At 58.2% G+C, this 24,764-nt stretch carries 20 protein-coding genes; 10 read left to right on the forward strand and 10 right to left on the reverse strand.

The features are described from left to right. The first annotated feature begins 90 nt into the window (after positions 1-90). Positions 91-1,056 carry a LysR family transcriptional regulator gene (locus ACIOWL_RS14415; protein ID WP_400386421.1) on the forward strand — a complete coding sequence of 322 codons (966 nt, stop codon included), beginning with the start codon at positions 91-93 and terminating at the stop codon, positions 1,054-1,056. 128 nt (positions 1,057-1,184) lie between these two features. On the opposite strand, the gene ACIOWL_RS14420 is transcribed toward ACIOWL_RS14415, so the two are convergent. After that, positions 1,185-2,201, reverse strand: coding sequence for an Lrp/AsnC family transcriptional regulator (locus ACIOWL_RS14420; protein WP_400386424.1), 1,017 nt, complete (start codon positions 2,199-2,201; stop codon positions 1,185-1,187). 101 nt (positions 2,202-2,302) lie between these two features. Here ACIOWL_RS14420 and ACIOWL_RS14425 point away from each other — a divergent pair, with 101 nt between their 5' ends. From ACIOWL_RS14425 to ACIOWL_RS14450, 6 genes are all read left to right on the forward strand, one after another. Beyond that, entirely contained in the window at positions 2,303-3,745 is a 1,443-nt protein-coding gene (locus tag ACIOWL_RS14425; protein ID WP_400386426.1) for an MFS transporter, read from the forward strand. Between the two features lie 47 nt (positions 3,746-3,792). Then, the gene (locus tag ACIOWL_RS14430; protein WP_400386429.1) at positions 3,793-5,019 is read left to right on the forward strand and encodes a M20 family metallopeptidase; all 1,227 of its coding nucleotides are present in this window, start codon (positions 3,793-3,795) and stop codon (positions 5,017-5,019) included. Then, positions 5,019-6,383, forward strand: a complete 1,365-nt coding sequence (locus tag ACIOWL_RS14435; RefSeq protein WP_400386432.1) for an L-serine ammonia-lyase — start codon at positions 5,019-5,021, stop codon at positions 6,381-6,383. Before ACIOWL_RS14430 ends, ACIOWL_RS14435 begins: the two co-directional genes overlap by 1 nt. 782 nt (positions 6,384-7,165) lie before the next feature. Next, a complete protein-coding gene (locus ACIOWL_RS14440; protein ID WP_400386435.1) occupies positions 7,166-8,065 on the forward strand; it encodes a hypothetical protein in 900 nt (299 codons plus the stop codon). Next, the gene (locus ACIOWL_RS14445) at positions 8,062-9,345 is read left to right on the forward strand and encodes a hypothetical protein (protein WP_400386438.1); all 1,284 of its coding nucleotides are present in this window, start codon (positions 8,062-8,064) and stop codon (positions 9,343-9,345) included. The genes ACIOWL_RS14440 and ACIOWL_RS14445 overlap by 4 nt, the downstream gene beginning before the upstream one ends. Beyond that, positions 9,342-10,091: an ABC transporter ATP-binding protein gene (locus ACIOWL_RS14450; protein WP_400386441.1), complete on the forward strand. Its 750-nt coding sequence runs from the start codon at positions 9,342-9,344 to the stop codon at positions 10,089-10,091. The genes ACIOWL_RS14445 and ACIOWL_RS14450 overlap by 4 nt, the downstream gene beginning before the upstream one ends. A gap of 209 nt (positions 10,092-10,300) precedes the next feature. Here the strand turns inward: ACIOWL_RS14450 and ACIOWL_RS14455 are convergent, their stop codons facing one another. The 7 genes from ACIOWL_RS14455 to ACIOWL_RS14485 all read right to left on the reverse strand — a co-directional run bounded on the left by ACIOWL_RS14455 (position 10,301) and on the right by ACIOWL_RS14485 (position 17,141). Continuing rightward, positions 10,301-10,951, reverse strand: a complete 651-nt coding sequence (locus tag ACIOWL_RS14455; RefSeq protein WP_400386444.1) for a class I SAM-dependent methyltransferase — start codon at positions 10,949-10,951, stop codon at positions 10,301-10,303. Positions 10,952-11,058: 107 nt separating this feature from the next. Beyond that, the gene (locus tag ACIOWL_RS14460; RefSeq protein WP_400386447.1) at positions 11,059-12,795 is read right to left on the reverse strand and encodes a cytochrome b/b6 domain-containing protein; all 1,737 of its coding nucleotides are present in this window, start codon (positions 12,793-12,795) and stop codon (positions 11,059-11,061) included. A 2-nt stretch (positions 12,796-12,797) separates the two neighbouring features. After that, the gene (locus tag ACIOWL_RS14465) at positions 12,798-13,778 is read right to left on the reverse strand and encodes an electron transfer flavoprotein subunit alpha/FixB family protein (protein ID WP_400386450.1); all 981 of its coding nucleotides are present in this window, start codon (positions 13,776-13,778) and stop codon (positions 12,798-12,800) included. Positions 13,779-13,791: 13 nt separating this feature from the next. After that, positions 13,792-14,568 (reverse strand): electron transfer flavoprotein subunit beta/FixA family protein, encoded by a 777-nt coding sequence (locus ACIOWL_RS14470; protein WP_400386452.1) that lies wholly within the window; start codon positions 14,566-14,568, stop codon positions 13,792-13,794. A 136-nt stretch (positions 14,569-14,704) separates the two neighbouring features. Then, complete coding sequence (locus ACIOWL_RS14475) at positions 14,705-15,382, reverse strand: GntR family transcriptional regulator (RefSeq protein WP_400386455.1); 678 nt, start codon at positions 15,380-15,382, stop codon at positions 14,705-14,707. A 286-nt stretch (positions 15,383-15,668) separates the two neighbouring features. Continuing rightward, positions 15,669-16,667, reverse strand: a complete 999-nt coding sequence (locus tag ACIOWL_RS14480; protein WP_400386458.1) for a zeta toxin family protein — start codon at positions 16,665-16,667, stop codon at positions 15,669-15,671. Positions 16,668-16,691: 24 nt separating this feature from the next. After that, a complete protein-coding gene (locus ACIOWL_RS14485) occupies positions 16,692-17,141 on the reverse strand; it encodes a hypothetical protein (RefSeq protein WP_400386461.1) in 450 nt (149 codons plus the stop codon). Between the two features lie 278 nt (positions 17,142-17,419). On the opposite strand from ACIOWL_RS14485, the gene ACIOWL_RS14490 reads away from it, so the two are divergent. Further along, the gene (locus tag ACIOWL_RS14490) at positions 17,420-17,644 is read left to right on the forward strand and encodes a hypothetical protein (RefSeq protein ID WP_400386463.1); all 225 of its coding nucleotides are present in this window, start codon (positions 17,420-17,422) and stop codon (positions 17,642-17,644) included. A 99-nt stretch (positions 17,645-17,743) separates the two neighbouring features. Here ACIOWL_RS14490 and ACIOWL_RS14495 read toward each other — a convergent pair whose 3' ends face one another. Further along, entirely contained in the window at positions 17,744-17,941 is a 198-nt protein-coding gene (locus ACIOWL_RS14495; RefSeq protein ID WP_400386466.1) for a hypothetical protein, read from the reverse strand. A 105-nt stretch (positions 17,942-18,046) separates the two neighbouring features. Then, entirely contained in the window at positions 18,047-19,450 is a 1,404-nt protein-coding gene (locus ACIOWL_RS14500) for an MFS transporter (RefSeq protein ID WP_400386469.1), read from the reverse strand. Between the two features lie 1,834 nt (positions 19,451-21,284). Between ACIOWL_RS14500 and purU the strand changes: the two genes are divergently transcribed. Continuing rightward, complete coding sequence (gene purU, locus ACIOWL_RS14505) at positions 21,285-22,193, forward strand: formyltetrahydrofolate deformylase (protein WP_400386471.1); 909 nt, start codon at positions 21,285-21,287, stop codon at positions 22,191-22,193. 48 nt (positions 22,194-22,241) lie between these two features. Further along, positions 22,242-24,758 (forward strand): FAD-dependent oxidoreductase, encoded by a 2,517-nt coding sequence (locus ACIOWL_RS14510; RefSeq protein ID WP_400386474.1) that lies wholly within the window; start codon positions 22,242-22,244, stop codon positions 24,756-24,758. Positions 24,759-24,764 lie beyond the last annotated feature (6 nt).

Raw genomic sequence — 24,764 nt, forward strand, 5'->3', positions numbered from 1 at the left:
CGCCCCCAGCGCAACACCCGGTGACCTGCGGAATCACCTCGACGCTGGTGAAACCGGCACTACGAGGGAAGTAAAGTCTAAGGTGGCACCATGAAGAATCTTGATATCAATCTGTTGCCGGTGCTGCAAAGCCTGCTGCGAATGCGTAATGTCACGCGGGCGGCGGATTTTTTGGGGCTGAGCCAACCGGCCACCAGCGCGGCCCTGTCCAGGCTGCGCCGATATTTTGATGATGAATTGCTGGTGCGCTCCGGGCGCGGATACGACCTCACCCCGCTGGCTCAGGATCTGCAGCCGCTGGTGGAATCGGCAATGCACGCCATCGACCGGGTCTCGACCATCAAGAGCCAGTTCAACCCCGCCACCAGTGATCGGAAGTTCGTGATTGTCGCCTCCGACTACGTCGCGGCGATGCTGGTGGAACACCTGCGGGCGATCCTGCGGGTTGAAGCGCCGGCGGTCTCGGTGGAGATCACCCCGACCTCCGCGGCGTCGTGGGATCGCAGTACCTACGGGAAGTGGGATTTGATTGTCGGGCCCATGGGATACGACCTGCCCGGGCACGGCAAACCGGTGTTCCGCGATAGTTTTGTGGCGGTGTTGGATGCCGACAATCCGGTGCTGGATAAACCGGATCTCAGCGCCCAAGACCTGGTGAAACTACCCCAGGCCGTAGGGTTTTTCGGTTCGGAAATCCGGACGCCGGGTGATCAGTTCTGGGATGTCCTGGGTGAAGCTCCGGCCATTGCCGCCCGCGTGCAGGGCCTGCTCTCCCTGCCGTTGCTGGTGGAGGGAACAGATTTGATGGCCCTGGTGCCGCGCATGCTGGCCTACAAGTATTCGCGCGGGACCAACCTGGCGATTGTGGATTTCCCCGTGGAGAACGAAGCGGCACTGGTTGAAGCAATGTTCTGGCACACCAACCGTGATGATGATCCGGCCAACTCATGGCTTAGATCCGTGGTTCAGCGCGCATGCCAGCAGCTGCATGAAATTTTTGAAATGCTGACCCCCGACGTGCGTCGGGCGCAGCTTCGCTCACCGGAAACTCACTGAACAGCAGGCTCCCCGGCCGGTGAAACGGGTACCGGGCAGTTTCCGCGGTGATACCGCAACCTAGCGCAGCGGAGGCTGCGGCGGGTGTGCACTAAGGGTGGTACAACTCAGGGTTTTCTCCGGCCCCATCAGGTTCGGGGCGGTTGCATGGGTCGCTCCGGATGCACAAAACCCAGGGTTGCGCGCCCCTGGGGATCGATGAGGTGCCCTTGATGTTTGCTCATCCGGAACACCACACTCCGGTCGACAATTCTTGAGCCGAGCAGGGTCTCTTCCACAATCGATTCGAACTGCGGCACCTGGTTGAGCTCCCGCAGCCAGACCGCAACCACCAGGTTGAACTGGCTGGCCACGGCCAGGGCGGTGCGGATCTGCGGGATGCGGTCCATCACGTCGCCGCTTTTCGACATGAGTTTGGCGGGAACCTGCATGAAGTACCAGGCGTAGATGGGCCAACCGGTGACCGAGCGTGCCACATCCGTGCGCATCCGCAACTCGCGGCGTTCAATCATCCGGGCTATCCCGTCCGACACCCGCTGCTCACTGAGGCCGTAGTCGCGGGCAATCTGCCGCGCCGGCCGCCGGACGTCTTCACGCAAGGACTGGCGCAGGGCATATTCCACGTCGGGGTGAATCGAGCGGGGAGCCCTGGCCCGTGGCGGGGTTGGACGCGGGATGGCGGCTACTTCCAAGGGTTTCAGCGCGCTCAACCTCCAGGTTGAGGCCTCCCTGAGCGGCTCGGTCACCAGATGGGTTTTGGATTGTTTGACGCCTGGCAGGGCGCCAATCTGATTGGTCACCAGATCCCAGATGTGCTCTGGTGTCGGGGCGGTGGCGGTGGCCAAAATGTCGCGTTCTCCGGAGGTGTGGTCGAGGGTCACCAGCTCAGGCATCTGCGCCAAGGCCCGGGTGACTTCACCGAGCATTTGCGGCACACACGTGATGTCAATCAGGGCAGCGGCCCCGTCCACAAAAAATCCAGTGGTCCACGCGATTCCTTGCTCAACCAAGGAATCCCAGCGCCGGGACAAGGTCACCGCATCAGCGCCGAGCACCGGTTCCAGGTCGCTCCAGCGGGCCCGAGGGTTGATTTGAAGAGCATGGATAATTCGCTCATCAAGGTCACTAAGACGATTTTCCTGCATGGAACGTGAATTTACCCTAGTTTTCTTCATTTTTGTAGACCGTGAGTCACGGTGGCCTACCTTAAAAGTAATCCCGTTCACACCACACACATGGAGCTCTCATGGGCCATCCCACTACACAACGCCGGTCTGCAGGTGCAGCCGTCGGATTCCTGGTGATCATGGAATTTGGCAGCGGCATACTCCAAGGCTGGTTCAGCCCGCTGTACACCTCCCTCGGCGACTCCTTTGGGGTTAGCGCCGCATCGCTGAATTGGATCAGCGCCGCCTACCTGCTGGCCACCGTGCTGGTGGTGCCGTTGCTCTCCAAGCTGGGCGACATCTACGGCCACAAGCGGATTCTGATGATCGCCACCGCAATTGTTGCCGTGGCTTCCTTCGCGGTCGCCTTTGCACCGAACTATGCGGTGTTCCTGGCGGCCCGCGCCATCCAAGCTCCTTTGGCGGTGTTCCTGCCCTTGGAATTCGCCATTGTCCATCAACGTGATTCCGAGAACGCCGGACGTAGCATTGGCCGCCTGGTGGGAGCACTCACCCTGGGCGCGGCCGTGGGCGGTCTGCTCTCCGGAGCGGTGCTTGATGCCACCGGCAGCCTGACCATCACGCTGTTGGTTCCCGCGGTGTTCATGTCCCTGTGTGTGCTCGGGGTGGCGCTGTTTGTTGCCGAAACCACGCTGCGCAGCAAGCAGAAGGTCGACTACCTCGGGGCGCTGCTTCTGGGCGCAGGCCTGGTCGCGTTGCTCGGCGGCGTGTCCAACATGGCTTCCTGGGCTCCGGCCCTGTCGATGGGCGCGGTGTTGCTGGGCGCACTTCTCTTGGCCGGTTGGGTCTTCTCGGCCAAACGCAGCGACCATCCGTTGATCGACCTGCGGATGCTGGCCAGCGGCGGGATCGGCCTGCCGATCATCGTGGCATTCCTTTTCGGAGCCCAGATGTTTGGCGCGCAAACTCCCATCTCGCTCTACCTGCGCACCGATGCGCAGAGCGCCGGGTTCGGTTTCTCTGCCGGGGCAACCACCGCCGGGTTGGTGCTCTCGATCTTCGCCGTGGCAAGTTTCTTCGGAGCCACCTTCAGCGACCGGTTGGCCCGCAAGGTCGGGGGCCACCACGCGGTGATGATTGGCGGTTTGCTCAGCGCCATCGGTTATGTGCTGATGATCCTGGCCCCGGGAACCCTGGCCGTTTTCACCTGCTGGCTCCTGCTGGTGGGCTTTGGCGCCGGCCTGGTGATCGGTGCGCTTCCCACCATTGTGGTGACCCGGGCAGACAAGGATTCGGTGGGTATTGCCTCCGGGCTGTACAACACCGCACGCACCGCCGCTGGTGCGGTAGCCGGTGCCCTGTTCGCCCTGCTAATGGCCGCTTTCGCTTCACGTTCAGCTGACGGAGCCAACGTTTCCAGCGCCTTGTCCTACCACTCGGTGTGGTGGATCTGCGCGGCACTGTGTGTAGCATTCGCCATCCTTGCGCGTTCCATGCGCCAACCCGCCACCGGGGCAACCAGCTCCACCGAAGCTTCCCCCATCACCGAATCGGTCAAGTGAAACCCGCGTTTCACCACCTGACTACACACCAACTGAAAGGCGAAATGATGAGCACCCAAACAGTATCCGAGCTGAAAGAACTGCAGGAACTGATCTCCCAGACCCTCACCGAGGCCCGTGGATCCTTGCTGGAACTCAGCCACACCATCCACGGACTTCAGGAAATCTCCTGGCAGGAACACGAATCCGCCAAGGCCGTCGCCCAGTTGCTTCGAACCCACGGTTTTGACGTCCTCGAATCCGCCTACGGTGTAGAAACTGCGGTTGAAGCCACCTACGGCAGCGGCGAACTCACCGTGGTGATTTGCGCCGAATACGACGCCCTTCCCAATGTCGGCCACGCCTGCGGGCACAACATCATCGCCGCCGCCGGCGTGGGGGCCGCCATTGCCCTCAAGCCGGTCGCAGAACGTGCAGGGCTTCGCATCAAATTGCTGGGAACCCCGGCAGAGGAACACGGCGGCGGCAAAATCTCATTGCTGAACGCCGGGGCATGGGAGGACGCGGCGTTCTCCTTGATGGTTCACGGCATGTCCGGTGCGGAGACCAGCGTCAAGTCGATGAGCATGACCGCCGTTGAGCGCTTCGAGGTGAAATTCGAGGGCCGTGAGGCGCACGCCGCGGGGGCTCCCAGCGAAGCGATCAATGCCGGTGCCGCGGCCAGCCTGGCACTGATGAACATGGCCGTTCTGCGCCAGCACCTGCCAGAACGCTCCAACACCAACGCCTTCATCTCAGACGGCGGCGGAGCCACCAACGTGATTGCCGGCTCGGCAACCGTTCAGGTTGAGGTCCGCGCCCATGACCTGGATGTCTGGCGCGGACTCAAGCAGCGTGTGTTGAACTGCTTCGAGGGGGCCGCCATCGCTACCGGTTGCACCTGGGAACATCAGCAGACCGAACACCCCTACTCGCCGGTCAATACCCACCCGGGCCTGGCCGAAGTGTGGGATGGCGCCATGGAGTCCATTGGCCGCCCGGTCAACCCGGAGCCGGTCTACGGGGGCGGGTCAACCGATATGGGCAATGTGTCCCAGGTGGTTCCTTCGGTGCATGGAATGATTGCCATCCGAAACTCCAAAGCCGTTCCGCACCACCCGGATTTTGCCGCCGATGCCGCCAGCCCGGAAGCCGACGAATCGGTGATCGACGGAGCCTTGGTCATTGCCCGCACCGCGTTGGAGGCCGCGGTTAACCCGGCGTTGCGTGCAGAACTGCTTGAACTTCAGGCGGCCCGCACCCCGGGAGACACCACCATCCCGTTGACCGCATAATGACCGCTGGTGTTTACGTTTCGGCGTTGGACATGTTCTCCATTGGCATCGGGCCTTCGTCCTCTCACACGGTAGGCCCGATGATCGCCGGGGCCCGGTTCAGAAATGAACTGGAGAACCGTTCAGCGCTGAGCCAGGTGGATCGGTACGAGATCCAGCTACACGGATCGCTGGCCGCGACGGGTATCGGCCACGGCACCCCGGATGCGGTGCTCGCCGGATTGGCCGGCCTGCAACCGCACGATTGCGACCCGGCAATGGTGCATGGGCAGTATGCCGCCCTCGCCGCCGGGGAGCAGGTCTTGATCGACTCCGTGAGGGTGCGCAAAAACGATATCCAGTTCCAAGCCCGGGTCAGGGACCGTGGGCATCCCAATGCTCTGACATTGGTGGCATTCGATTCAGAACAGGTGCTGTTGCAGCAAACCTATCTGTCAATCGGCGGCGGGTTTGTGGTGCAGGCACAAACCGATACCCATGGTGCGAGCGGCCAGCCGATGGTGCCGACGGCCAGTTTGCCGCAGCCGGTGAGCAGCTACCGGAACATGGATGAGCTGCTCGGATCATTATCCGGTGAATCGATTGCCCAGGTGGCCAGGCGTGATGAGAACTTCTGGCATTCGGCAGATGGTTTGGAGCAAGGACTGGATCGTATCTGGCATGAAATGAGCAGTTGTGTCCAGGCAGGCTTGGCCGCCGAGGGAACCCTTCCCGGAGGGCTCGGGGTCAAGCGCCGGGCGGCCGCCGTGTATTCCTCAACCCTGGCGGATGCCAACGGCAATTCGGAAGCACTGGTCAACAGCTACGCGATGGCGGTTAATGAACAGAATGCCGGGGGAGGACGCGTGGTGACCGCGCCAACCAATGGTGCGGCCGGGATCATCCCCGCGGTGCTGTATTACCTGGTCCAGGAAGGCCTGACGCGGCCGCAGATCCATGAGTTCCTCTTAACCGCCAGCGTGATTGGTTCGATCATCAAAGCCAACGCCTCGATCTCTGGCGCCGAAGCCGGGTGCCAGGCCGAGGTCGGTTCGGCCTGCGCCATGGCTGCCGCGGGGTTAACCGCGGTCCGCGGAGGCAGCGCGCATCAGGTTGAAAACGCCGCGGAGATTGCCTTGGAACATCATCTGGGACTGACCTGTGACCCCGTCGGGGGTTTGGTGCAGATTCCGTGTATCGAGCGCAACGCCATCGCGGCGTCTACCGCGTTGACTGCCTCGCGGATCGCCCTGCACGGGGACGGCACCCACATCGTTTCGCTGGATACCGCGGTGAAAACCATGCGGGAGGTCGGTCGGGATATGCTCTCGAAGTACAAGGAAACCTCATCCGGCGGACTGGCCGTGACGGTTCCGTACTGCTGAATCCTGATTCTGCGGATTGACCTCAGTGCTCGTCGAGCAAAACCGGGCAAACCGGTTTTGCTCGACGAGCATTTTTCTTCGGCGCACAAGATCTGGACCTTTCCCTCTTGTGTTATCTGGGGCCAGTTGTTTACATCTGCCAGCGATCCAGCTTGGGTAGCCGATGGGTGGCATCTGGTTATTTCTTACGTTCTGCGGCAAGTTCTATGGTTTCACTAATTTTGAGAATAAATAGAGAATCTAAAGATTTACATATTTGATATGGGCGGTGGTGCTTGCCGAGTGTCCAAAATTTGGTTCGGATGGGTAGTGGTTACGAACCGAATTTCATAGCATGCTTTTCAAGTTGTTGCTGTCTGTGTCTCTATTTCTTTGTTACTGGTGGGCGGCTGGTTAGCTACAGTTGGTGGGGTCGATCTTCAAACGGTCATGGAGCTCCTGATTCGGGTTGAGGATTCATCCGGTGTCATGATAAAAATATTAACTGCGAACGATGTGGCAAAAGTATTGTTCTGGGATGTCTTAGGTGTCGTATCTCCTGGCTCCAATGCCAGTAGATCTGCTTGGATATGTTGAAAAGGATGCGAAAGTCGTCACTGATTCTGGTCATTTTTGGAACAGACGTGACCGAGGACCGGTCACCTCGGGCCGCGTGGAGCGGGGCTAATGGAGGCGATCCAGAAAGCCTAGGCACGGCCAGGACCTACTACGGTACATAGATAGTCTGAACGGGTGGAGACGCATTTTTGCTTCTCCGCCCGTCTTATGCGAAAGCGTGTTTTGTGCGTCATAAACCTGTGATTCCGGTGCTATTGATCGCAGCCCTGCTGATGTTTTTGGATGTGGCGCTGTTGACTTATCGGTCCGCCCAAGAGGCTTTGTTGAGGGAAGCGAATGCCCTATATTCGAGTAACGCGGTTGCTGTCACAGGAGAAGCGTCGAAAGCCTTGGCTATAGCTCAGCATGATGATCTTGATGTATTACTCTTCCTTCCAATCCAAAACAACGACAAGCTTCGAGCGGTAATCTCCGCACAGGGTAATTTGGATATGATCCCGAAGCATAGGGTGCGTTGGAATGTGTCAGACGCCCGTCCGGGAGCATTTGCTGGCGCAAATGTAGCTCCAGCTTCGGGGCATGTTGACGTGCTTGGCACGGACTATCCAATCGCTGGTCTGTTGGGTACCCAAGATCAGAGCCTCGCCGCAGACGATATTCTCGTCTACGACCCTACTTTCTTTACCGAAACGACCATGCAGCGCTTCGTGATTGATGGAAGCGACGCTTCCGTTGTTGCTGAGAAATTCAATGATGCACGCCCGGTCTCCGAGAGCATTTCGCGGAGGACCAACCTGGATTTCGTAACTCCCGTAATGGTCTCCCTTTCGCTGATTCTGCTTATTTTGGGTTCTGCGTTAGCGGGGTATCTGGCCAATGAATGGGGAGCGGCACGTGATTCGATTAACCGGCTTTGGGGGCGTAGCCGTCCGATGATCCTGATTCGTCGAACAGCCATCTATGCGTTGGTTTGGGTCGGTGCTGCAAGTATCGCAGGTGGGGTACTGCGCAGCTTAAACTCGGCAGGAACCCTTTTTCATGATTTTGCGCTATCTTGTGCGCTGTTGCTGGGCGTGTTCTTGTTGGCGTTCGGTATATCGTTTGCAGTCAGGAATCGAGGGTGAAGATGAACCAGTATGTCTTCGATCTACGACGAAATTGGCTGATTATTGCGGTGAAGTCGCTGATTGTAGTGCTGTTCTTGACAGGTCTCTACAGCACAGTGAGCTTCTCAGAGTCGACGCGGAGCGCGATCAACCATAGCTTCAGTAGCGGTAATAACCAGAACCTCTATAGCCTCACGGATGTGCTCACCTCCGACGATGATTTTTCGGAGTTTAGAGGGAGCGTCGACAAGGTTGCAACGGTGGGGAATTTCTATAATGCACTGAACGAAAGCAAGGTTGTGAGCTTGATTTCGGCGTTTGCTCAACCAGTCGCAATCACTGATTTCCGTGGCGGTGAAGCGTTCGATGCCTGGGCCGATGCAGAATACGCTGCAGCTGGCGTCTATCTCGACCCTGAAACAGGCAAAGAGACCCGGGATGTGTTGTCAATGCAGATGAATAACCAAGCATTCGATTTCGCGCATCTTGCAGTTCAAAAGGGCAATCTTCCCGATTGGGAACATATCGATTACAGCACTGGAAAAATCCCGGTGCTTCTCGGAGCGAACTACTTAGGAACCTACGAGCTCGGTGACGAGATAGAGGGGCAGCTGTATTTTCAACCATTCACATTCCAAGTTTCGGGGTTCCTGGAATCGGACTCGTCGATGTTCTATAAGGACACTATTAATTTTTTCCTCGACGACTACCTGATCATCCCTTATCCGCCGCAGCTCACACTTCCGACGGCGGAGACCTTGTACTTCGATGGGCTACTGTCGTTCGCGATGATTAACACTGACCTGGTCGCGCCAAAATCTCTCTCTAGCGATGAGGTACTCAGCCATCTCGACGGGATCGGGCAAGAGAGCGGGTTCTTGAATTATGCGATGCTTGGCGTGCCACAGTACCTGACTCAGTACTCGCTCACTCGATCCCTGCTCATCGACAATGCTTGGCTAGTTGGTTTGCTGCAACTTGCGCTTGGGGCTGGAAGCGCATTCGTGCTCGTCGTGCTTGGAGTCTTTGTTTACCGTAGGCGTCTCCTTGCCATGGATGTGCGATGGAAAGTTGGAATATCTGGTGCAAGCTTAGAAAGGTCTATGGCGTTTATGGTGCTTGTTGAATGGGCGTTCATTGCTGTCTTGTTCGCTCTTGTCTACCGTGTACTCCCGAATGCTGGTTCAGGCGTCGTCGTTTGGATGGGGCTACTATGCGCTCTTATTGCCGTCGTTAATGTTGGGGCAGCAACTTTCGCGCTGAGGCATCATCTATATGGGAAGAAGGAAGTAGCATGACCACGATCGAGTTTCAGGGGTTTTCTAAGCAATTCCGCGAACCGAACGGCAACATTCGGAGCCTATTTGAGAATACCGATCTCCTGCTGTCTGAAGATGACTCGTCTGTCGCGGTAGTCGGGCGGAGCGGGTCAGGGAAGAGTACCTTGCTGAACGTGCTCGCTGGCCTCGACATTTCTTACTCTGGGAAATATCGGGTAGATGGCGAGGAACTTCGGCAAAACGAAATGCTGATGTCGGCGTTCCGCCGTAAAAAAGTGGGTATCATCACCCAGGGATACGATCTCTTGAATGAGCGCACCTCTCTACAGAATGTCATGCTTGGTCTCGGCAACGGCAAAGCCTCCCACCGTAGACCTGCGCTTCAAGCGCTCGAACTGGTTGGGCTTGCGGATTATGCGAACCAAAATGTGGGTCGATTATCTGGAGGAGAGGCCCAACGAGTAGCGATTGCCCGTGCCATTGTGAAAAATCCCTCCATACTTTTGGCAGACGAACCTACCGGTGCGTTGGACGAGCAGACTGAGAACGACGTGCTCGATCTCTTTGATGTCTTGCAGTCTCGCGGAAGCATGCTTGTCATCGCCACCCACAGCGAACGCGTCGCACGACGATGTTCACGGCGACTCAAAATTACTGGACGTCGTTTAATTGAACAGCAACAGAACTCAGTGGCCGAGAGTATCGGGCCGATTCGCCTAGACATAGAGGCCCAGAGCATTGGAGCTCAACGCCGCAGAGATTAGCGTTCTACGCATGACCGTGGTCCTCAATCCCGAGGCACGGTCATTGCTTCATCTGCGGAGACGCTCGAAGTTTCCGAATCTTCGAACTCTGGTAATCCAGTAAGGTCGACGAATTTTTCAACTGCCTCAGTGCAGACTGCAGGCCTGGATAGTTGATTTCTTTACTGGACTGTTGTCGAAAAACTTCTGGGTCTCTGCTGGTTAGTCTTCTAATTACGGCGCTGAACAAACACCACGGTGTCCTCAAGTGTTGCAGGATTGCCGTTCGGATCGGTTATCTGGCGTTCAATAATTTCTGCCTGCAAGATATCCCACTGATCCGAATCCAAGGCCAAGGCATCAAGCTCAGTCTGAGGGGTGGGGAAAGGCGGAACCTTGCCTTCCAGCGGTGGTGCCCAGGAGGGGCGGGCGGCATGAGATAACGCCAAAAGGTGCCCGCCGGGTGCCACCAACAAGGAAGCCTTCCGCAGGATCTCAGCCCGGTCAAAATCGAATGGCGCTTGGAAAAAGCTCAGCGTGACCAGGTCGTAGCGTTCGGTGCTGGTCCACTCGGAGAGATCCGCGGCGATGAACGTTGCCTGCGGCGGAACTAGCCCATGAGCGGCTGCATCGGTTTCGGCGCGTTGAACAGCGGTGGGGGAGATATCAACACCCGTGGCCTGCCAGCCCTTTGATGCCAACCACATGACATCGCCGCCTTCGCCGCAGCCCAGGTCCAGGGATGTCCCGGGCGTCAGGGGAGTGACGAGCCGTTCAATCACCTGGTTGACCTTGCCGGACCAGACCCGTTCGGATGTGCCATAGTGGTTTTCCCAGAAGTCGACCCCGCGAAGTTCTTCGGTTACGTGATGGTGTTCCATTCCCTGTATTCCCCCTGATATCTTGCCGGTGTGCTCTTTACTGATCCTAGGCACTAGTAGCCGTAAGCGCGAGAGGATTTGCGTGACAGGCAAAAATTGGGTGTTTGCTACCGAGCACTGACCTTTCCGAAGATCCGGGCAATCGAGGTGAGGAACAGCGGCCTGCATGCTGCCCAGGCCGCGGCCGTGACGAAGATTGCCACGGCGAACATCCACAGCCCGGTCCAATTGTTGGCAAACTGTGCGGGGTCGGTTGAACCTTGGGCCGCGAACATATGATTCAGGTTCCGCAGGGCACCGGTGGAGAACACCAACGCCACATGCACCACGATAAATACCGCGAAGTACAGCATGGTGGGGAAGTGCAGTGCCCGGGCCACCTCGATTGGATAACGTTTGGTCAGCGCCGGAGCGTTCTTGGGCCAGAAGGCGCTGAGCCGGAACCCGGTGAGGGCGGCTAACGGTGCGGCAATAAATACCGTGGTGAAGTAGGCCAGCTGTTGCAACGAGTTGTAGTTCACCCAACCGTTGTCCGTGGGCCAATCCAGCGACATGTATTGAAGGGCTGCAGAGATGGCGTTCGGGAAAACCTCCCAAGACGTTGGAACAATTCTCACCCAATGTCCGGAAGCGAACAGCACCACAACAAACACCAGCCCGTTCACCAGCCAGAGCACGTCGAGGCTTTGATGCAGCCACAGGTTGATGCTGACCTTCGGACTGCGTTTGGAAGACCAATAGGCCGGTGGTTTGCGTTGGTGCCGGACCTGCAACCCGGAGCGGATGATCAGCACCATCAAAAAGAAATTAAAGAAGTGGTTCCAGGCAAGCCAGCGGGGGAACCCAATGGGCGCCGCCTCGGGCAGATGGTATTCACCCGGATAACGAACGACAAAGTTCGATACTGCCTCGAATCCGAGAATCCACCGGGCAAGCAACACAACGGTGGTGGCCATGCCCAGCGCGCAAAAGGCTCCGAGTACCCCGGCCAGAACCCACTGTTTGGTCGTGAGCGGACCGTGGCGTTGTGCCTCGGGTTTGGTGGTTGCGGACGTTGACCCGGACGCGGGTGCAGGCGGCGTACCAGGCTGGGGTCGTGGGGATGATTGCCGTGGCGCCACCGGGGCGGTCTCCGGCTTCGGGGCAGTGGATGCCGCCGGAGCGGATAGCGCCGCGGCAAGTTGAGCCGGAGCTACCGGAGCTGCGACTGGTGCGGCCTTTACTTCAGGCTCGGCTACTGCGTGGGCAACTGGTTCAACCACGGCGGGCACCGGCTGTGCAGCTTCCATTGGTGCTGGTGCTGGTGCTGGTGCTGGGGCCTTGGCCGCCGGAGGCCACGGCTGGCCGCCTGGAATGCGGGGTAGGCCCCGGCGAAGGTCCCCGGCCGGAGTTGAAGCGCTGGAGGACTCGACCGGTGCTGGGGGTATCGCAACATCGTCGACTGGCTCTGCCGATGCTACGGAAGCTAGCGGCGCCTGGGTGTCGGGTTCGGGGCTCGAAGCAGCGCCCGGCGCGGGAACCGGCACACCTGGGTTGTCAGCCGGTGGCCATGGCTCTCCGCCTGGCACCCGGGGCAGCCCTCGGCGCACGGTGCCTGCCGTCGCTGAAACCGCCAGCGGCCGGGCAGGAACGCTCGGCATGGCCCCCGGAACGGGAACCTCGACTACCTGGGCCGGGGCAGGCTCTGCGAGTGGTGTTGAAGCGACTACCGGGTCGGCTTCCAGAGCGCCGGCAACTACCGGGAGGTCCTGGGGCACAGCGGCCAAATAGTCCGCCGGGGGCCAAGGCTCCCCGCCCGGAGTCCGAGGTAAACCCTGGCGCGGGGTACGGGTGGGTGTGCTCACGGCTATCGGTCCTTCGCCGTTTCCAGCGCAGCGATCAGCTGCGGAACCACCTTGAACACGTCACCCACCACACCGAAGTCGGCGATGTCGAAGATCGGGGCATCGGCATCTTTGTTGATGGCAACGATAGTTTTCGCGGTCTGCATCCCAGCCTTGTGCTGGATGGCCCCGGAGATGCCCAGTGCCACATATAGCTGCGGTGAGACCGAAACACCGGTCTGGCCAACCTGCGCGGCATGCGGGACAAAACCCGCATCCACCGCGGCCCGGGAGGCGCCCACGGCGGCCCCCAAAACGTCGGCCAGCTGCTCCACCAAAACAAACTGTTCGGCATTGCCCAAACCGCGTCCACCGGAGACCACGCGTTTTGCAGAACGTAGTTCCGGTCGAGCGGAAGTGGACTCAAGCGTTTTCAGGTCAGTGACCTCAACCTCCGGTTTGCCGCTGGCTGCAACGTCCAATGCTGTGATGTTTTCGGATTGCGCGGCGGCCCGGGCCTCGATACTTCCCACGCGTACGGTGATGACCGGAGCGCCGAAGGTCGCGGTGCTGGTGGTGGAGAAGCCGCCGCCATAAATTGAATGGGAGGCAACCACACCAAGCTCATCACGGAAAACTCCCACCGCGTCAACACTGAGTGAGGCACGCGAACGCACCGCAAAACGAGCTGCGATGTCGCGGCTGGACTCGGTGTGGGCCACCAACACCGCCTGTGGCTGCACCAGCGTGGCCGCCGCCTGCAACGCGTCGACCAGCGGGACAACCGGGCGGCCTTCCAATGCAACCGTTAGCACCGCCGCCGCGCCGGAAGCGCTGGCCTGTGCGGCCAATGAACCCAGCGAATCGGCGGGTCCGGCGACCAAGGCCACCGGTGTTCCCACCCCGGCCGCCGCCCCTAGCAGTTCGCCATGATTTTTGGACAGGACGGGTCCCGGAGCGGTCTCAAGCACAACAAGAATTGAATCCGCGGCAAAGGTAGTCATGAGTCTGCTCCGATCACACCAGGTTATTTTTGATCAGGAAATCCGCCAGGGCGCTGCCGGCTTGCCCGTCATCGGTGATGACGGTACCCGCTTCGCGGGGCGGCTTTTTCGACACCGACAGCATGATGGTCCGCGCGGTGTCCGTTGGCAACGGGTCGATTCCCAGATCTGCGAGGCTCAGGACCTCGATAGGTTTTTTCTTGGCGGCCATGATCCCCTTGAAGTTCGGGAACCGCGCATCGGGCAGGGACTCGGTGATGGAGGCGATGGCTGGCAAAGAAACCCGAAGCTGCGCTGAGACCCCCTCGGATTCACGTTTCCCCTCCAGGCTCTGGGCATCAATAGCGATTTCAGACAGTCCGGTCGCTGCCGGTAGACCAAGGAGCTCTGCCAACATTGCCGGGAGTACCCCCGCCGCGCCATCGGTGGACATATTGCCGGTAAGGATCAGGTTGTAATCATCTCGGCGCAACGCCGCCGCAAGGGTGTCAGCGGTCAGCAGCAGGTCTGCGCCCAGAAGCGCCTCATCGCTGATGTGGACAGCAGACGTCGCCCCCATGGCCAGCCCCTTGCGCAGAGTTGCCTGAGCGGAGTCGGGTCCCATAGTTACCAAGACAATCTCGGTCCCCGGGGCGCTATCGGCAAACTTGAGCGCAACTTCCAAGGTGCGCTCGCCGATCTCATCAAGAACGGCTTCGGACGCTGCCCTGTCCGCCAAACCGGTTTCCAAGTTCAGTACTCGGTCAGCTCCGGTGTCCGGGACTTCTTTGATCAGAACAGCGATTTTCATTCATCTCTCCTCACGGCAACGCCACCTAGCCACCTGGGTGTCAGGATATCGACCATCAAGTGAAGCATGTGTTGTAGAACACAATACTGATTAATGCTCGATAGTGGTGGATTGCCGAGGAGCCAGTGAGTTGATCCTATTTTGAGAGCAGGGCTTCGCGCACGGCAACCTCGAAGGCTCGCACGTGTTCGGCCGCCAAGCTGGCCGCCTTTTGCTCGTCACCGTTGATGACTGCATCAAGCAGTACGAGGTGTTCCTTGATGTGGACGTTTAGATGCGGCAGCTGATCGGCTACGGTGCACCAGATTCGTGTCCCCAAGTTGTTGTAGCGGATCAGTGAGTCTTCCAGGTGCGGGTTGCCGCAGGCGCGGTAGATGCTGCGGTGAACCCGGGAGTCGAAGGTGAGCAGGTCTTTGATTGAGCCAGCTTCTTCATCAAGCAATTCAATGTCGCGGGCAACTTCACGCAATTGATCACGGGTGGTTTCGGTAGCCACGCGCGCGGCCCGCGCCGCGGCCATGGGTTCGAGGACCTGGCGGATTTCGGAGACGTAAGCCAGATCGCTGATCTCCACCCGGGTGGCAAAGGTTCCGCGTTTGGGATAACTGACCACCAGCTTGTCCAGTTCCAAACGTTTGAGCGCTTCACGCAAAGGTGTGCGCCCAATCCCCAGTTCGGCCATTAGGGCTTCTTCGCGGATTGGTTCTCCGGGAACAATGACAAGTGTCAACAGCATCTGGCAGAGCTGGGTATATGCGAACTCCGCAAGTGACATCTTGGGATTTCGGGTCACCTCGGTGCTGGTTTCGCTCATTTCGCCTTCTCCTTGAATGCCTCATCCGCTCGGAGCAACAATTACTCTGTGACCTAGAATACCTTGGAACGCTAACATATATCAGTGTTGTATATCTTGCGAACATTAGTTGGGGCATTGAATGTGAGTATGCCTGTCGAAGTGACGCGTGAGTACATTAATGGCTCCGGGCTCTTGGCCTCATGTCGTATTCTTCTTGGGCGGGGTAGGGCGTGGCGGGATTCCCGGCGGGACTGTCTGACTCAAACATAAAACGCCACCTCAATCCTTCTCATCCAAGATTCATTTAGCAACCTAAACTAGGCTCCCCTGGGTCACGAGCCTGACGCATTCCTGAACCCCGTGATGACTGAGGAAAAATCGGCTGGTGCCTCGCAACAAGCTTTGACACCAGCATGCCGTCTCGCTTTACCAGATCCTTCTCCAGAGTAAAAGACCGACCTTCCTGTCGCCTGTATTGCTGAAGAGTTCTCGCTCCTACTCCCTCTTTGGCTAATTTGAGAGCTGTTTCTTCAGTAATAGAGACACCATCGGGACCATACATATTATTAGCGAACTCCGAGGGTACAGGCCGCCCGCCCAGTCGGCCTTCTCTGCTTTCCTCACCCGCTAGGTGCTTACGATAGCCACTTTCCCAGCGGTCTTGGATCCCCGACTTCGTCAGCTCCTTAGATGTCTGAACACTCACGACGTCATAGGTATAGTTGCGGCTGTCCAGCATGGTCTTAACGCTTTGGACTGCACCATCGGTAGCCAACACCGTATCCACGACAAGATTAAGGTTTTGACCCATCAAGAACTTTTGCAAAGTGTCGCGCAGCATCGCTGATTCTTTGTGCACCAAAGAGGAAAAATCCATGGGAGCGAAAACTTCACCGTGCTCTTCCAAGACTCTAACTTCCGGCGACTTCAAAAGCTCCAGTTTGCCCTGGCGTAGCTCATGATCAATGATCTTTACTTTGAACACATCGGGATCACAGACTACATACCCGTCCAGCTTCAGCAGTTCCCTTTGAATAGTTCCTTTACCCGCCCCTGGCGGACCGGCCATAACCACCGCTCTTCGCCCCTCGACGCCACCGCCAGCAGCGTCAACTACTTCAGTGATCCATCGTTGATGCAGTTCTTTCCGCACATCAGTCGGCTGTAAGCCACGAATCGGATCACGTGTGAAATATTCAGGATTGCTGACGGTCGCAAATGGACCGTCAACAGTCGAACGACTATCGGCATTCATTTTCCTCAATACTTGTCGATGCCGCTCAACTGTCTGATCAATATTCACGAGTCAGCGATCTCCAAGGTGACCCTACTTAGTGAAATGATTGGATACTTCGCTATAGATAGAATCATCGATGAGCCCAAGATAGCTGGCGACAATAACCTCATTGAAGGTTCCATCCGTACTTTCTTCATACTCACCATGCTCATTTGGCTCAGGCATCATTTTGTATGGCCAGGCCTTCAGTTGACGCACCAGCTCGTCCCGGCCGATTAGACCTGCCGCATACCGCTTACAAGCCTCGGTGGGACTCCCTGAGCCAAAATCGGCAACAACATCATCAACTGTCGCTGCTGTCTTTAGCGATGAATGAACAGCGGGCTGCGACATCCCCAGAACTTTGCCGATCGTCGCCTGGGTTGCAACTGCGCTCGCAGCCTTCAGTGCACGCTTGTAATCCAACTCATTAAGCTGCCTTCGAAGACCAAGCCGCTTAAGCTCCTGAAGCTCCACCGGACGATCCGTAATCTGCCCCATGATTCCTCCACGGTTCTCCCGATTGCAACTTCCTCACTTCAATTATAAGAGAACTTATATAAGAGTGTCTATATTAATAGGACTAGGGTGCAACGCATCTAGGTACTCCACGGTTTTGCTCACAGAAATTTCTCGATGATACGCCTGCAAGGCTTAAAAATCAGCTTAAAAATCAGTTCGCTTTCCATTTAGCCGCGCCTTGCGTGAGCTTGATGGACCTCAGTGCACACCGCAGGGGGCTTGGGGTATCGCTGTGTTGGCGGAATCGTTGGAGTAGGGTGAATAAAAACTTTGTTTGCGGGTTGCTGGGGGTGGAGCTGTATCTGTGTAAACTGTTGCACCCCACGATGGTCAGGGTCCTTTGGGGTCAGGCGGAGTTGATGGTGATCTCGATGGACGGTGAATTGATCGCTCGCTACGATTGCCAGTTCCCTGAGGTGGTTACGTATTTGAGTTTGAAACACGCTATTGCGAAGCTCCAGAACATGCCCGTTGGTGAGTAAGTGTTACCGATGTCTCGATACATTGAATGTCACCGATGTGTCGAGACATCACACGTTCAGCGGGGATTTTCTACGTTGGTAACCCGGTGTTGCACTTCCTTATTCTGTTGTCAGGTTTGCTTTTTGAGTATTAATCAACCGCTCTGCTACTCGGTCGCTTTTCGTCTTACTTCCGCAATGGACGTTCTTGTCTGCATGCTCGTTTTCACTATTGTCCTCGTTGATGATGCTATGGGAAGACGCAGAAGACCAAAACGGCAGCTCGAAGTTATCCACTTCAAGCTGCCGTTCGGGCATTAGCCTAAGGCTGGTGATTCGTCGCAGGCGGGTCCTCCGGTGCCAGCGATGACGTTAAGATCATCGTCTAGCGGGTGTTCGAGTCAGCCCGCTTTCTTGTGCGTCCTAGTTCACCCGTGGTGCTGGGTGCTCGGAATTTGTGTTCAGGGAACGCAACTCTTCGGATGGATCGATGACCTCTGAAAGGTTGGTGCCCTTGGTTTCTTCTGCCATGAACAGGCAGACAATAAAGCCCAGTGCGGTCAACACTCCGGCGATTAGCATGGTCGGTCCGATACCCCAACCGCTGATCGAGAATGGCACCAGGAACGTACCTGCGGCGGCTCCGATACGACTCATGCCGGTGGAGATTCCGACGGCACTGGCTCGGACCTGGGTTGGGAATAGTTCGCTGGGGTACGCCCATTCGAGGATGTTCGGTCCGCCGGAGAAGAACGCGTAAAGGCTGAAGCACGCGATGACGATTGCGACCGGTGCGCCAGGGGCGAAGCCCAAAACCAGTAGCGGCAGGGCCATGAGGGCGAAGCTCCAGACAATCAGCGGACGGCGCCCGATGCGCTCAACCAGACTCAGGGCCGGGATGCAACCAAGAAGGAAAACGAGGTTGATGACCACGGAGCCCAGATTGGCTAGATTCCCCTCATTGAGGCCGAAGGACTCCAGGATGACCGGACCGAAGGTGTAGAGGGCGAATAGAGGAGCCGCGTGCAGGATGTAAAACACCGAGCAGAAAATCAGTCGTCGCAAGTACGGGCGCTGAAGAAGTAGGGACCAATTGATGTGGGTTTTCATTCCCGGGACGACGTTTTGCGCCTCGGTATCAACCACGGCGTTGGCGTCTACCTGGTCGCCGAGGCCGATCTGCAGTGATTCACGCGCCTCATCAAGCCTTCCGTGCTGGATGAGCCATCGCGGAGATTCCGGGATTCCATGGCGCAAAAACAGGATGGCGACACCGAAGACGGAAGAACTGCCAAGCATCCAACGCCAAGCTTCGTCGCCGGCAAGCTCGGCGATGCCAAATCCCACCAAGGATGCCACCGCGGCACCGGAGAACCAGCCCAGGATGAGCATTCCCAGCATCCGCCCGCGTTTGGCGATAGGCAGCCATTCTGCCAACAACGCGCTGGCGATGGGGTAGTCCGCACCGATGGCCACACCAATGATGAAACGCAGGATGATCAACTGGGTGGAGTCCTGGACGAAAAACTGTGCGACCGAGCAGATAACCAGAGCCCAAAGGTCGATCGTATACATGAGGCGCCGACCAATTTTGTCGGTCAGGGGGCCAAGGAGGATTGCTCCGAAGAAGATACCGATCAACGCTGAAGCGCCAATCAGGCTGACTTCCATGTCGGAAGAATGAAATTGAGTGGTGATGCCGAGCATTGCGACACCGATAATACTGAGCATGTACCCGTCGAGGAACGGGCCGCCCATGCAACCGGTGACTAACTTTCGGTGGAACTTGGACATCTTTGCGTTGTCCATGGCCGTGCTGAGATTCATTGTCTCTATCCTTGATGCACCTACGAAATCCCCGATAACGGGGGTGTGGTCGGCTGGGGGCTTTCCGGGTTCCCAGCGCATTCGCGCGGTCGATGTTTTGGGCTACACGATGGACTGCTGTGTGCCGAGTGGTACGTGCAATTTACTGCGCGGGTCCCGTGGCTTGTAGCTGCTGCGACGGTCCGGAGTGACCCGCGATTATTTGATGTATAGAACTTATATATCAGGAATGCTAGTGGTGGGGGTCACTTATGTCAACGAAATATTCTCAGGTTACCGACTTGGCCTGCGGTGCGGCGAACGGGGCAATTGCCCTCACGAACTCCCTGGGAGTTGCGACCCTGCCCTCAATTCCCAATGATGGATGCTCTTGAGGCCAGGCTTCGAATGGTTAGTGCCAGTCGCGGCTCGGTCCCCGGTGCCGCGTAGCAACTGAGGCGAGAGATCCTCGCGCTGACAGATGCGGGATCGGACAGCTCTGCGTGTCTATTGCATCTCCGTGCTGTGGAATTCGAAGTGTCGAAGCAATGGAGCACTCACACTCTTGGCCCGTTCTCGCGGCCGCAACTTGTGTGTAGTAGTTGGCGATTTGATCAATTTTTTTGGTCAGTAATCCGGGGAATCTCGGATGGAACTAGCTAATGGGATGTCGAGCGGCTACCGAGTCCGAAATTGATCGAAAAATTTGTTCAACTTTGCCTGCACTGGGTGGGCGCGGCTTTTGGCCCGGCCATGGTGCAGTTGGCGATTTGATCAATTTATTTGGTCAGAGTTTCCATCGGGTATCGGTGAGTGGCCGGCTGGCTGATCGTTCGATTGCACGCCGTGGATTCTGATCAAAATTTTTGGTCAGCAGAATCTGGTTGGTGCTGGGCCCGGTTCAAGGGTTTTCGTGGTCCGGGAACTGGGGTGCGAGGTTGGTGAGCTTCGGTAGCCAGCCCAGGGTGACTAGGGGCGGATCTGTGGTCAAATCTGATCGAAAATTTTGTTCAAGGGAGCCTGTGCGGTGGTAGCTGTAGCTTTTTTTGGTCCTGTCGTGCCATGGTTGGGGATTTGATCAATTCTTTTTTGGTCAGCGTTCGGGTTGAGGGTAAGCGTGAATCTTGAGTGAAAATTTTGTTCACCAAGGCAGTGGGGGTCGGTGCTAATGGGTTCGTTAGGGGCCTGGTGGTTAGTTAATCAATTTTTTTGGTCAGAAATCTCATCGAATGGCTTCCAGTGGCCTGCTGGGGAAGCATTCGATTGTGCGCCGTGGATTCTGATCAAAATTTTTGGTCAGCAGAACCTGCTTAGTGCTGGGTCCGGTTCAAGGATGTTCGTGGCCCGGGGTCTGTGAGAGTTGGGGGTTGGTGGGCTTCGATGGCTGGTTCCGGGTGATTAGGGGTGGATCTGTGGTGAAATCTGATCGAAAATTTTGTTCAAGTGAGCCCGTGCGGTGATAGCTGCGGCTTGTGGTTCTGCTGCGGCGCGGTTGACGGTTTGATCATTTTTTGTTCGGGTTCGCGCCGGGGTAAACCCAAGGAATTCCATGGTGGTTCGCCCGCTGGAGGGGGTGAGGCGAAGAAACCTTGGGGGATCTGATCAAAATTTTTGTTCAGATATCTGTCGGTGATGGCTGGAGCGATCGGTTGCCTTGGCGGTCATTGGCTCCCTTGATATGGGCGAACCTCTTGCGATGCGGCCTGTTGGACCTGTCGTTGCCTTGCGGTTCGGTGACGCGGTTTTCGCCGACTTCGGGAAAACTCTTGACCGTCGGCCATCTTGTGATCTAGGCTACAAAGCAATCTAATATATTAGTTGGATACTTATTCGTGCACTTCGAAAGAGAGTCACCATGAGCCCCCTGAACCTGACAGAACAAGACGCCGCTGCGCTCACCGAGCTTCCAGCCGAACTTGATACTGAATTTGTGCTCACCGCTTCCTGCGTGGATCAGGTAGGAATTGTCGCCGGAGTGGCGGAATTCCTCTCCTCCAGGGGGTTCAATATCAAGGAACATCAGCAGTTCGACAACCGCGGCGCCGGCCGGGTTCACATCCGCACGGCTTTCACCACGCCGCAGCCGATCAGCCGCGGCGAGCTCGAGCAGGAGTTCTCCGCAGTTGCCGAGCGTTTCTCCATGAACTACCAGCTGAGCAACTCCAAGCCAACTCGTTTGCTGCTGATGGTCTCCAAGAGCGGGCATTGCCTGAACGACCTGATCTTCCGCTGGCGCCAGGGCAACCTCAACGCCGAGATTGCCCTCGTGGTCTCCAACCATGAGGACCTGCGCCAGATGGCTGAAGGGGCCGGAATTCCCTACATCCACGTGCCGCTGACCAAGGACAGCAAGCCGCAGTCCGAGGCCCGGCTGCTGGAGCTGATTGACGAATTCGATATCGATCTCGTGGTGCTCGCCCGCTACATGCAGATCCTCTCCGACGATCTCACCACCAAACTCTCTGGCCGAGCCATCAATATCCACCACTCGTTCCTGCCAGGTTTCAAGGGTGCACGTCCCTACCACCAGGCGCACGACCGCGGGGTGAAGATGATCGGTGCCACCGCGCACTACGTCACCGCGGATTTGGATGAGGGGCCGATCATTGAGCAGGAAGTGATCCGGGTGGATCACACCTATGATCCACGGGCGCTGTCCCAGGTTGGGCAGACCGCGGAGTCCCAGGCGCTGTCCCGGGCAGTGAAGTGGCACTGTGAAAACCGTGTCATGCTCGACGGCTCCAGCACCGTCGTTTTCCGCTAGCAGTTCCCCCTTATCTCGCCAGAACCTCACAGCCTCACAGGAGAAATCGTGTCCACTTTGCAGCACATCGTCATCATCGGCGCAGGTATTGTCGGAACCAACCTCGCCGACGAACTGGTAGCGCGCGGCCACACCAACATCACCGTACTGGAACAGGGTCCGCTGACCCTTCCCGGCGGTTCCACCTCGCATGCTCCGGGTCTGGTGTTCCAGGCCAACCCATCCCAGTCGATGATGAAGTTCGCGACCTACACCCGCGACAAGCTCGAGGCCATGGAGTGCTTCAACCCGGTGGGCGGACTGGAAATCGCCACCACCGAAACCCGACTGCGCGACCTGCGCCGCCGCCACGGCTACGTGAAGTCCACGGGCATCGAGGCGCACCTGCTCTCGGCCGAGGAATGCCTGGAAAAGTACCCGCTGCTCAATGCCCAGAAGGTCCTTGGCGGGCTGTATGTGCCAACCGACGGCCTGGCCCTTGCCACCAAGCAGGTTGCCGCGTTGATCGAGAGCACCCGCGCCGCGGGAGTCAGCTACCGCGAGCAGACCGAGGTCACCGGCATTGCCCAGGAAAACGGCAAGATCACCGGTGTCTGGCTGGGCGACGAATTCCTCGCGGCAGACATCGTGGTCTCCTGCGCCGGGTTCTGGGGTGTGAACGTCGGTGAAATGGTCGGGGTGGACATCCCGCTGCTGCCGCTGGCCCACCAGTATGCGAAAACCACCAAGGTCGCTGGCCTTGAGGGGCGCAACGAGCAGCCCAACGGCGCAAGCCTGCCGATCCTGCGCTACCAGGACCAAGACCTGTATTACCGCGAGCACGGGGACCGCTACGGTATCGGTTCCTATGCGCACAAGCCGATGCCGTCTCCGGTGAGCAACCTGCCAAAAATCGCCGCGGCTGACTACACGCCTGAGAATATGCCCTCAAGCCTCGAATTCACCATGGAAGACTTCCTGCCGGCGTGGGAGGCTTCGCAGGAGATCCTGCCGGATCTGGCCCAGACGCAGATCGAGCACGGTTTCAACGGCATCTTCTCCTTCACCTCCGACGGCGGTTCGCTGGTCGGCCAGAGTCCCAAGGTTGCAGGTTTCTACATGGCCGAAGCCGTGTGGGTGACCCACTCCGGCGGTATTGCCCGTGCCGTGGCAGAACTGATTGTCCAGGGGCGCAGCTCCATCGACCTGGGTGACAGCGACATCAACCGTTTCGAGGATGTCCAGCTGGCCCCGAGCTTCGTGAACGAGACCTCGGCGCAGAACTTTGTGGAGATCTACGACGTACGCCACCCGCTGGAGCCGCGCCTGGCCCTGCGCGACCTGCGAGTTTCGCCATTCCACGCCCGCCAGCGCGAGCAGCAGGCATTCTTCCTGGAAGGCGGCGGCTGGGAACGCCCGTACTGGTACGAGTCCAATGCCAAGTACCTCAAGGACCTGCCGGAGGACTGGAAGGAACCGCTGCGCGACACCTGGGCGGCGAAATTCCACTCTCCGATCGCCGCGGTGGAAGCCTGGAAAACCCGCACCGCCGTGGCCATGTACGACATGACCCCGCTGAAGCGTTTCGAGATTTCCGGTCCGGGCGCCGCCGCGATGCTGCACCGCCTGAGCACCGGCAACGCCAAGAAGTCGGTTGGTTCGGTGACCTACACCCTGTTGCTGGATGAAGCCGGCGGCATCCGCAGCGATATCACCATCGCCCGGTTGGAGGAGAACACCTTCCAGGTCGGTGCCAACGGGAATATCGACCTGGCCTACTTCACGGTTGAGGCCGAAGCGCAGAACTCCGGGGCGGTCCCCGGCGGCTGGGTGCAGGTTCGGGACATCACCGGCGGCACCTGCTGCGTGGGCCTGTGGGGTCCGTTCGCCCGCAAGGTCATTGAGAAGCTGTCGGATGACGACTTCAGCAACGAGGGCCTGAAGTACTTCCGCTCAACCAAGGCGCACATTGCCGGAGTGCCGGTCAGCGCCTGGCGTTTGTCCTACGTCGGCGAGCTCGGCTGGGAAATCTACACCACCGCGGACAACGGGCAGCGCCTGTGGGACGTGTTGTTCGAGGCTGGCCGCGAGTTCGGTATTGTGCCTGCCGGCCGCGCCGCCTTCGCCTCGCTGCGTTTGGAGAAGGGTTACCGCTCGTGGGGTTCGGATATGAACACCGAATACAACCCGTACGAGTGCGGCCTTGATTTCGCCATTGCGAAAAAGAAGGAAGAGGACTTTGTCGGCAAGGCCGCGCTGGCGCAGATCGCGGCGCAGCCGGTGACCAAAAAGCTGCGCTGCCTGGTGCTGGACTCCCCGAACCAGGTAGTCCTGGGCAAGGAACCGGTTTATTCAGGGGATGACGTGGTTGGCTACGTGACCAGCGCCGCCTTCGGCTACACCGTGGGACGCCCGATCGCCTACTCCTACCTGCCGGCCAGCTACGAGCTTGGCGACAAGGTCGAGATCGACTACTTCGGGCAGCGGCTGGCGGCTACGGTCACCCAGGATCCGCTGTACGATCCGCAGATGAACCGCCTGCGCGACATCCAGGATGCACCGGTTCACGCCAAGGTTTCGGTGTAGCCGGCA

The organism is Glutamicibacter sp. NPDC087344 (genome assembly GCF_044744225.1).
GTDB lineage: Bacteria > Actinomycetota > Actinomycetes > Actinomycetales > Micrococcaceae > Glutamicibacter.

What these genes read in the sequence shown, in the direction of transcription:
- ACIOWL_RS14415 (WP_400386421.1), top strand. Translation starts at nt 91, where the DNA reads ATGAAGAATCTTGATATCAATCTGTTGCCGGTGCTGCAAAGCCTGCTG.
- ACIOWL_RS14420 (WP_400386424.1), bottom strand. Translation starts at nt 2,201, where the DNA reads ATGCAGGAAAATCGTCTTAGTGACCTTGATGAGCGAATTATCCATGCT.
- ACIOWL_RS14425 (WP_400386426.1), top strand. Translation starts at nt 2,303, where the DNA reads ATGGGCCATCCCACTACACAACGCCGGTCTGCAGGTGCAGCCGTCGGA.
- ACIOWL_RS14430 (WP_400386429.1), top strand. Translation starts at nt 3,793, where the DNA reads ATGAGCACCCAAACAGTATCCGAGCTGAAAGAACTGCAGGAACTGATC.
- ACIOWL_RS14435 (WP_400386432.1), top strand. Translation starts at nt 5,019, where the DNA reads ATGACCGCTGGTGTTTACGTTTCGGCGTTGGACATGTTCTCCATTGGC.
- ACIOWL_RS14450 (WP_400386441.1), top strand. Translation starts at nt 9,342, where the DNA reads ATGACCACGATCGAGTTTCAGGGGTTTTCTAAGCAATTCCGCGAACCG.
- ACIOWL_RS14455 (WP_400386444.1), bottom strand. Translation starts at nt 10,951, where the DNA reads ATGGAACACCATCACGTAACCGAAGAACTTCGCGGGGTCGACTTCTGG.
- ACIOWL_RS14465 (WP_400386450.1), bottom strand. Translation starts at nt 13,778, where the DNA reads ATGACTACCTTTGCCGCGGATTCAATTCTTGTTGTGCTTGAGACCGCT.
- ACIOWL_RS14470 (WP_400386452.1), bottom strand. Translation starts at nt 14,568, where the DNA reads ATGAAAATCGCTGTTCTGATCAAAGAAGTCCCGGACACCGGAGCTGAC.
- ACIOWL_RS14475 (WP_400386455.1), bottom strand. Translation starts at nt 15,382, where the DNA reads ATGAGCGAAACCAGCACCGAGGTGACCCGAAATCCCAAGATGTCACTT.
- ACIOWL_RS14485 (WP_400386461.1), bottom strand. Translation starts at nt 17,141, where the DNA reads ATGGGGCAGATTACGGATCGTCCGGTGGAGCTTCAGGAGCTTAAGCGG.
- ACIOWL_RS14495 (WP_400386466.1), bottom strand. Translation starts at nt 17,941, where the DNA reads ATGCCCGAACGGCAGCTTGAAGTGGATAACTTCGAGCTGCCGTTTTGG.
- ACIOWL_RS14500 (WP_400386469.1), bottom strand. Translation starts at nt 19,450, where the DNA reads ATGAATCTCAGCACGGCCATGGACAACGCAAAGATGTCCAAGTTCCAC.
- purU (WP_400386471.1), top strand. Translation starts at nt 21,285, where the DNA reads ATGAGCCCCCTGAACCTGACAGAACAAGACGCCGCTGCGCTCACCGAG.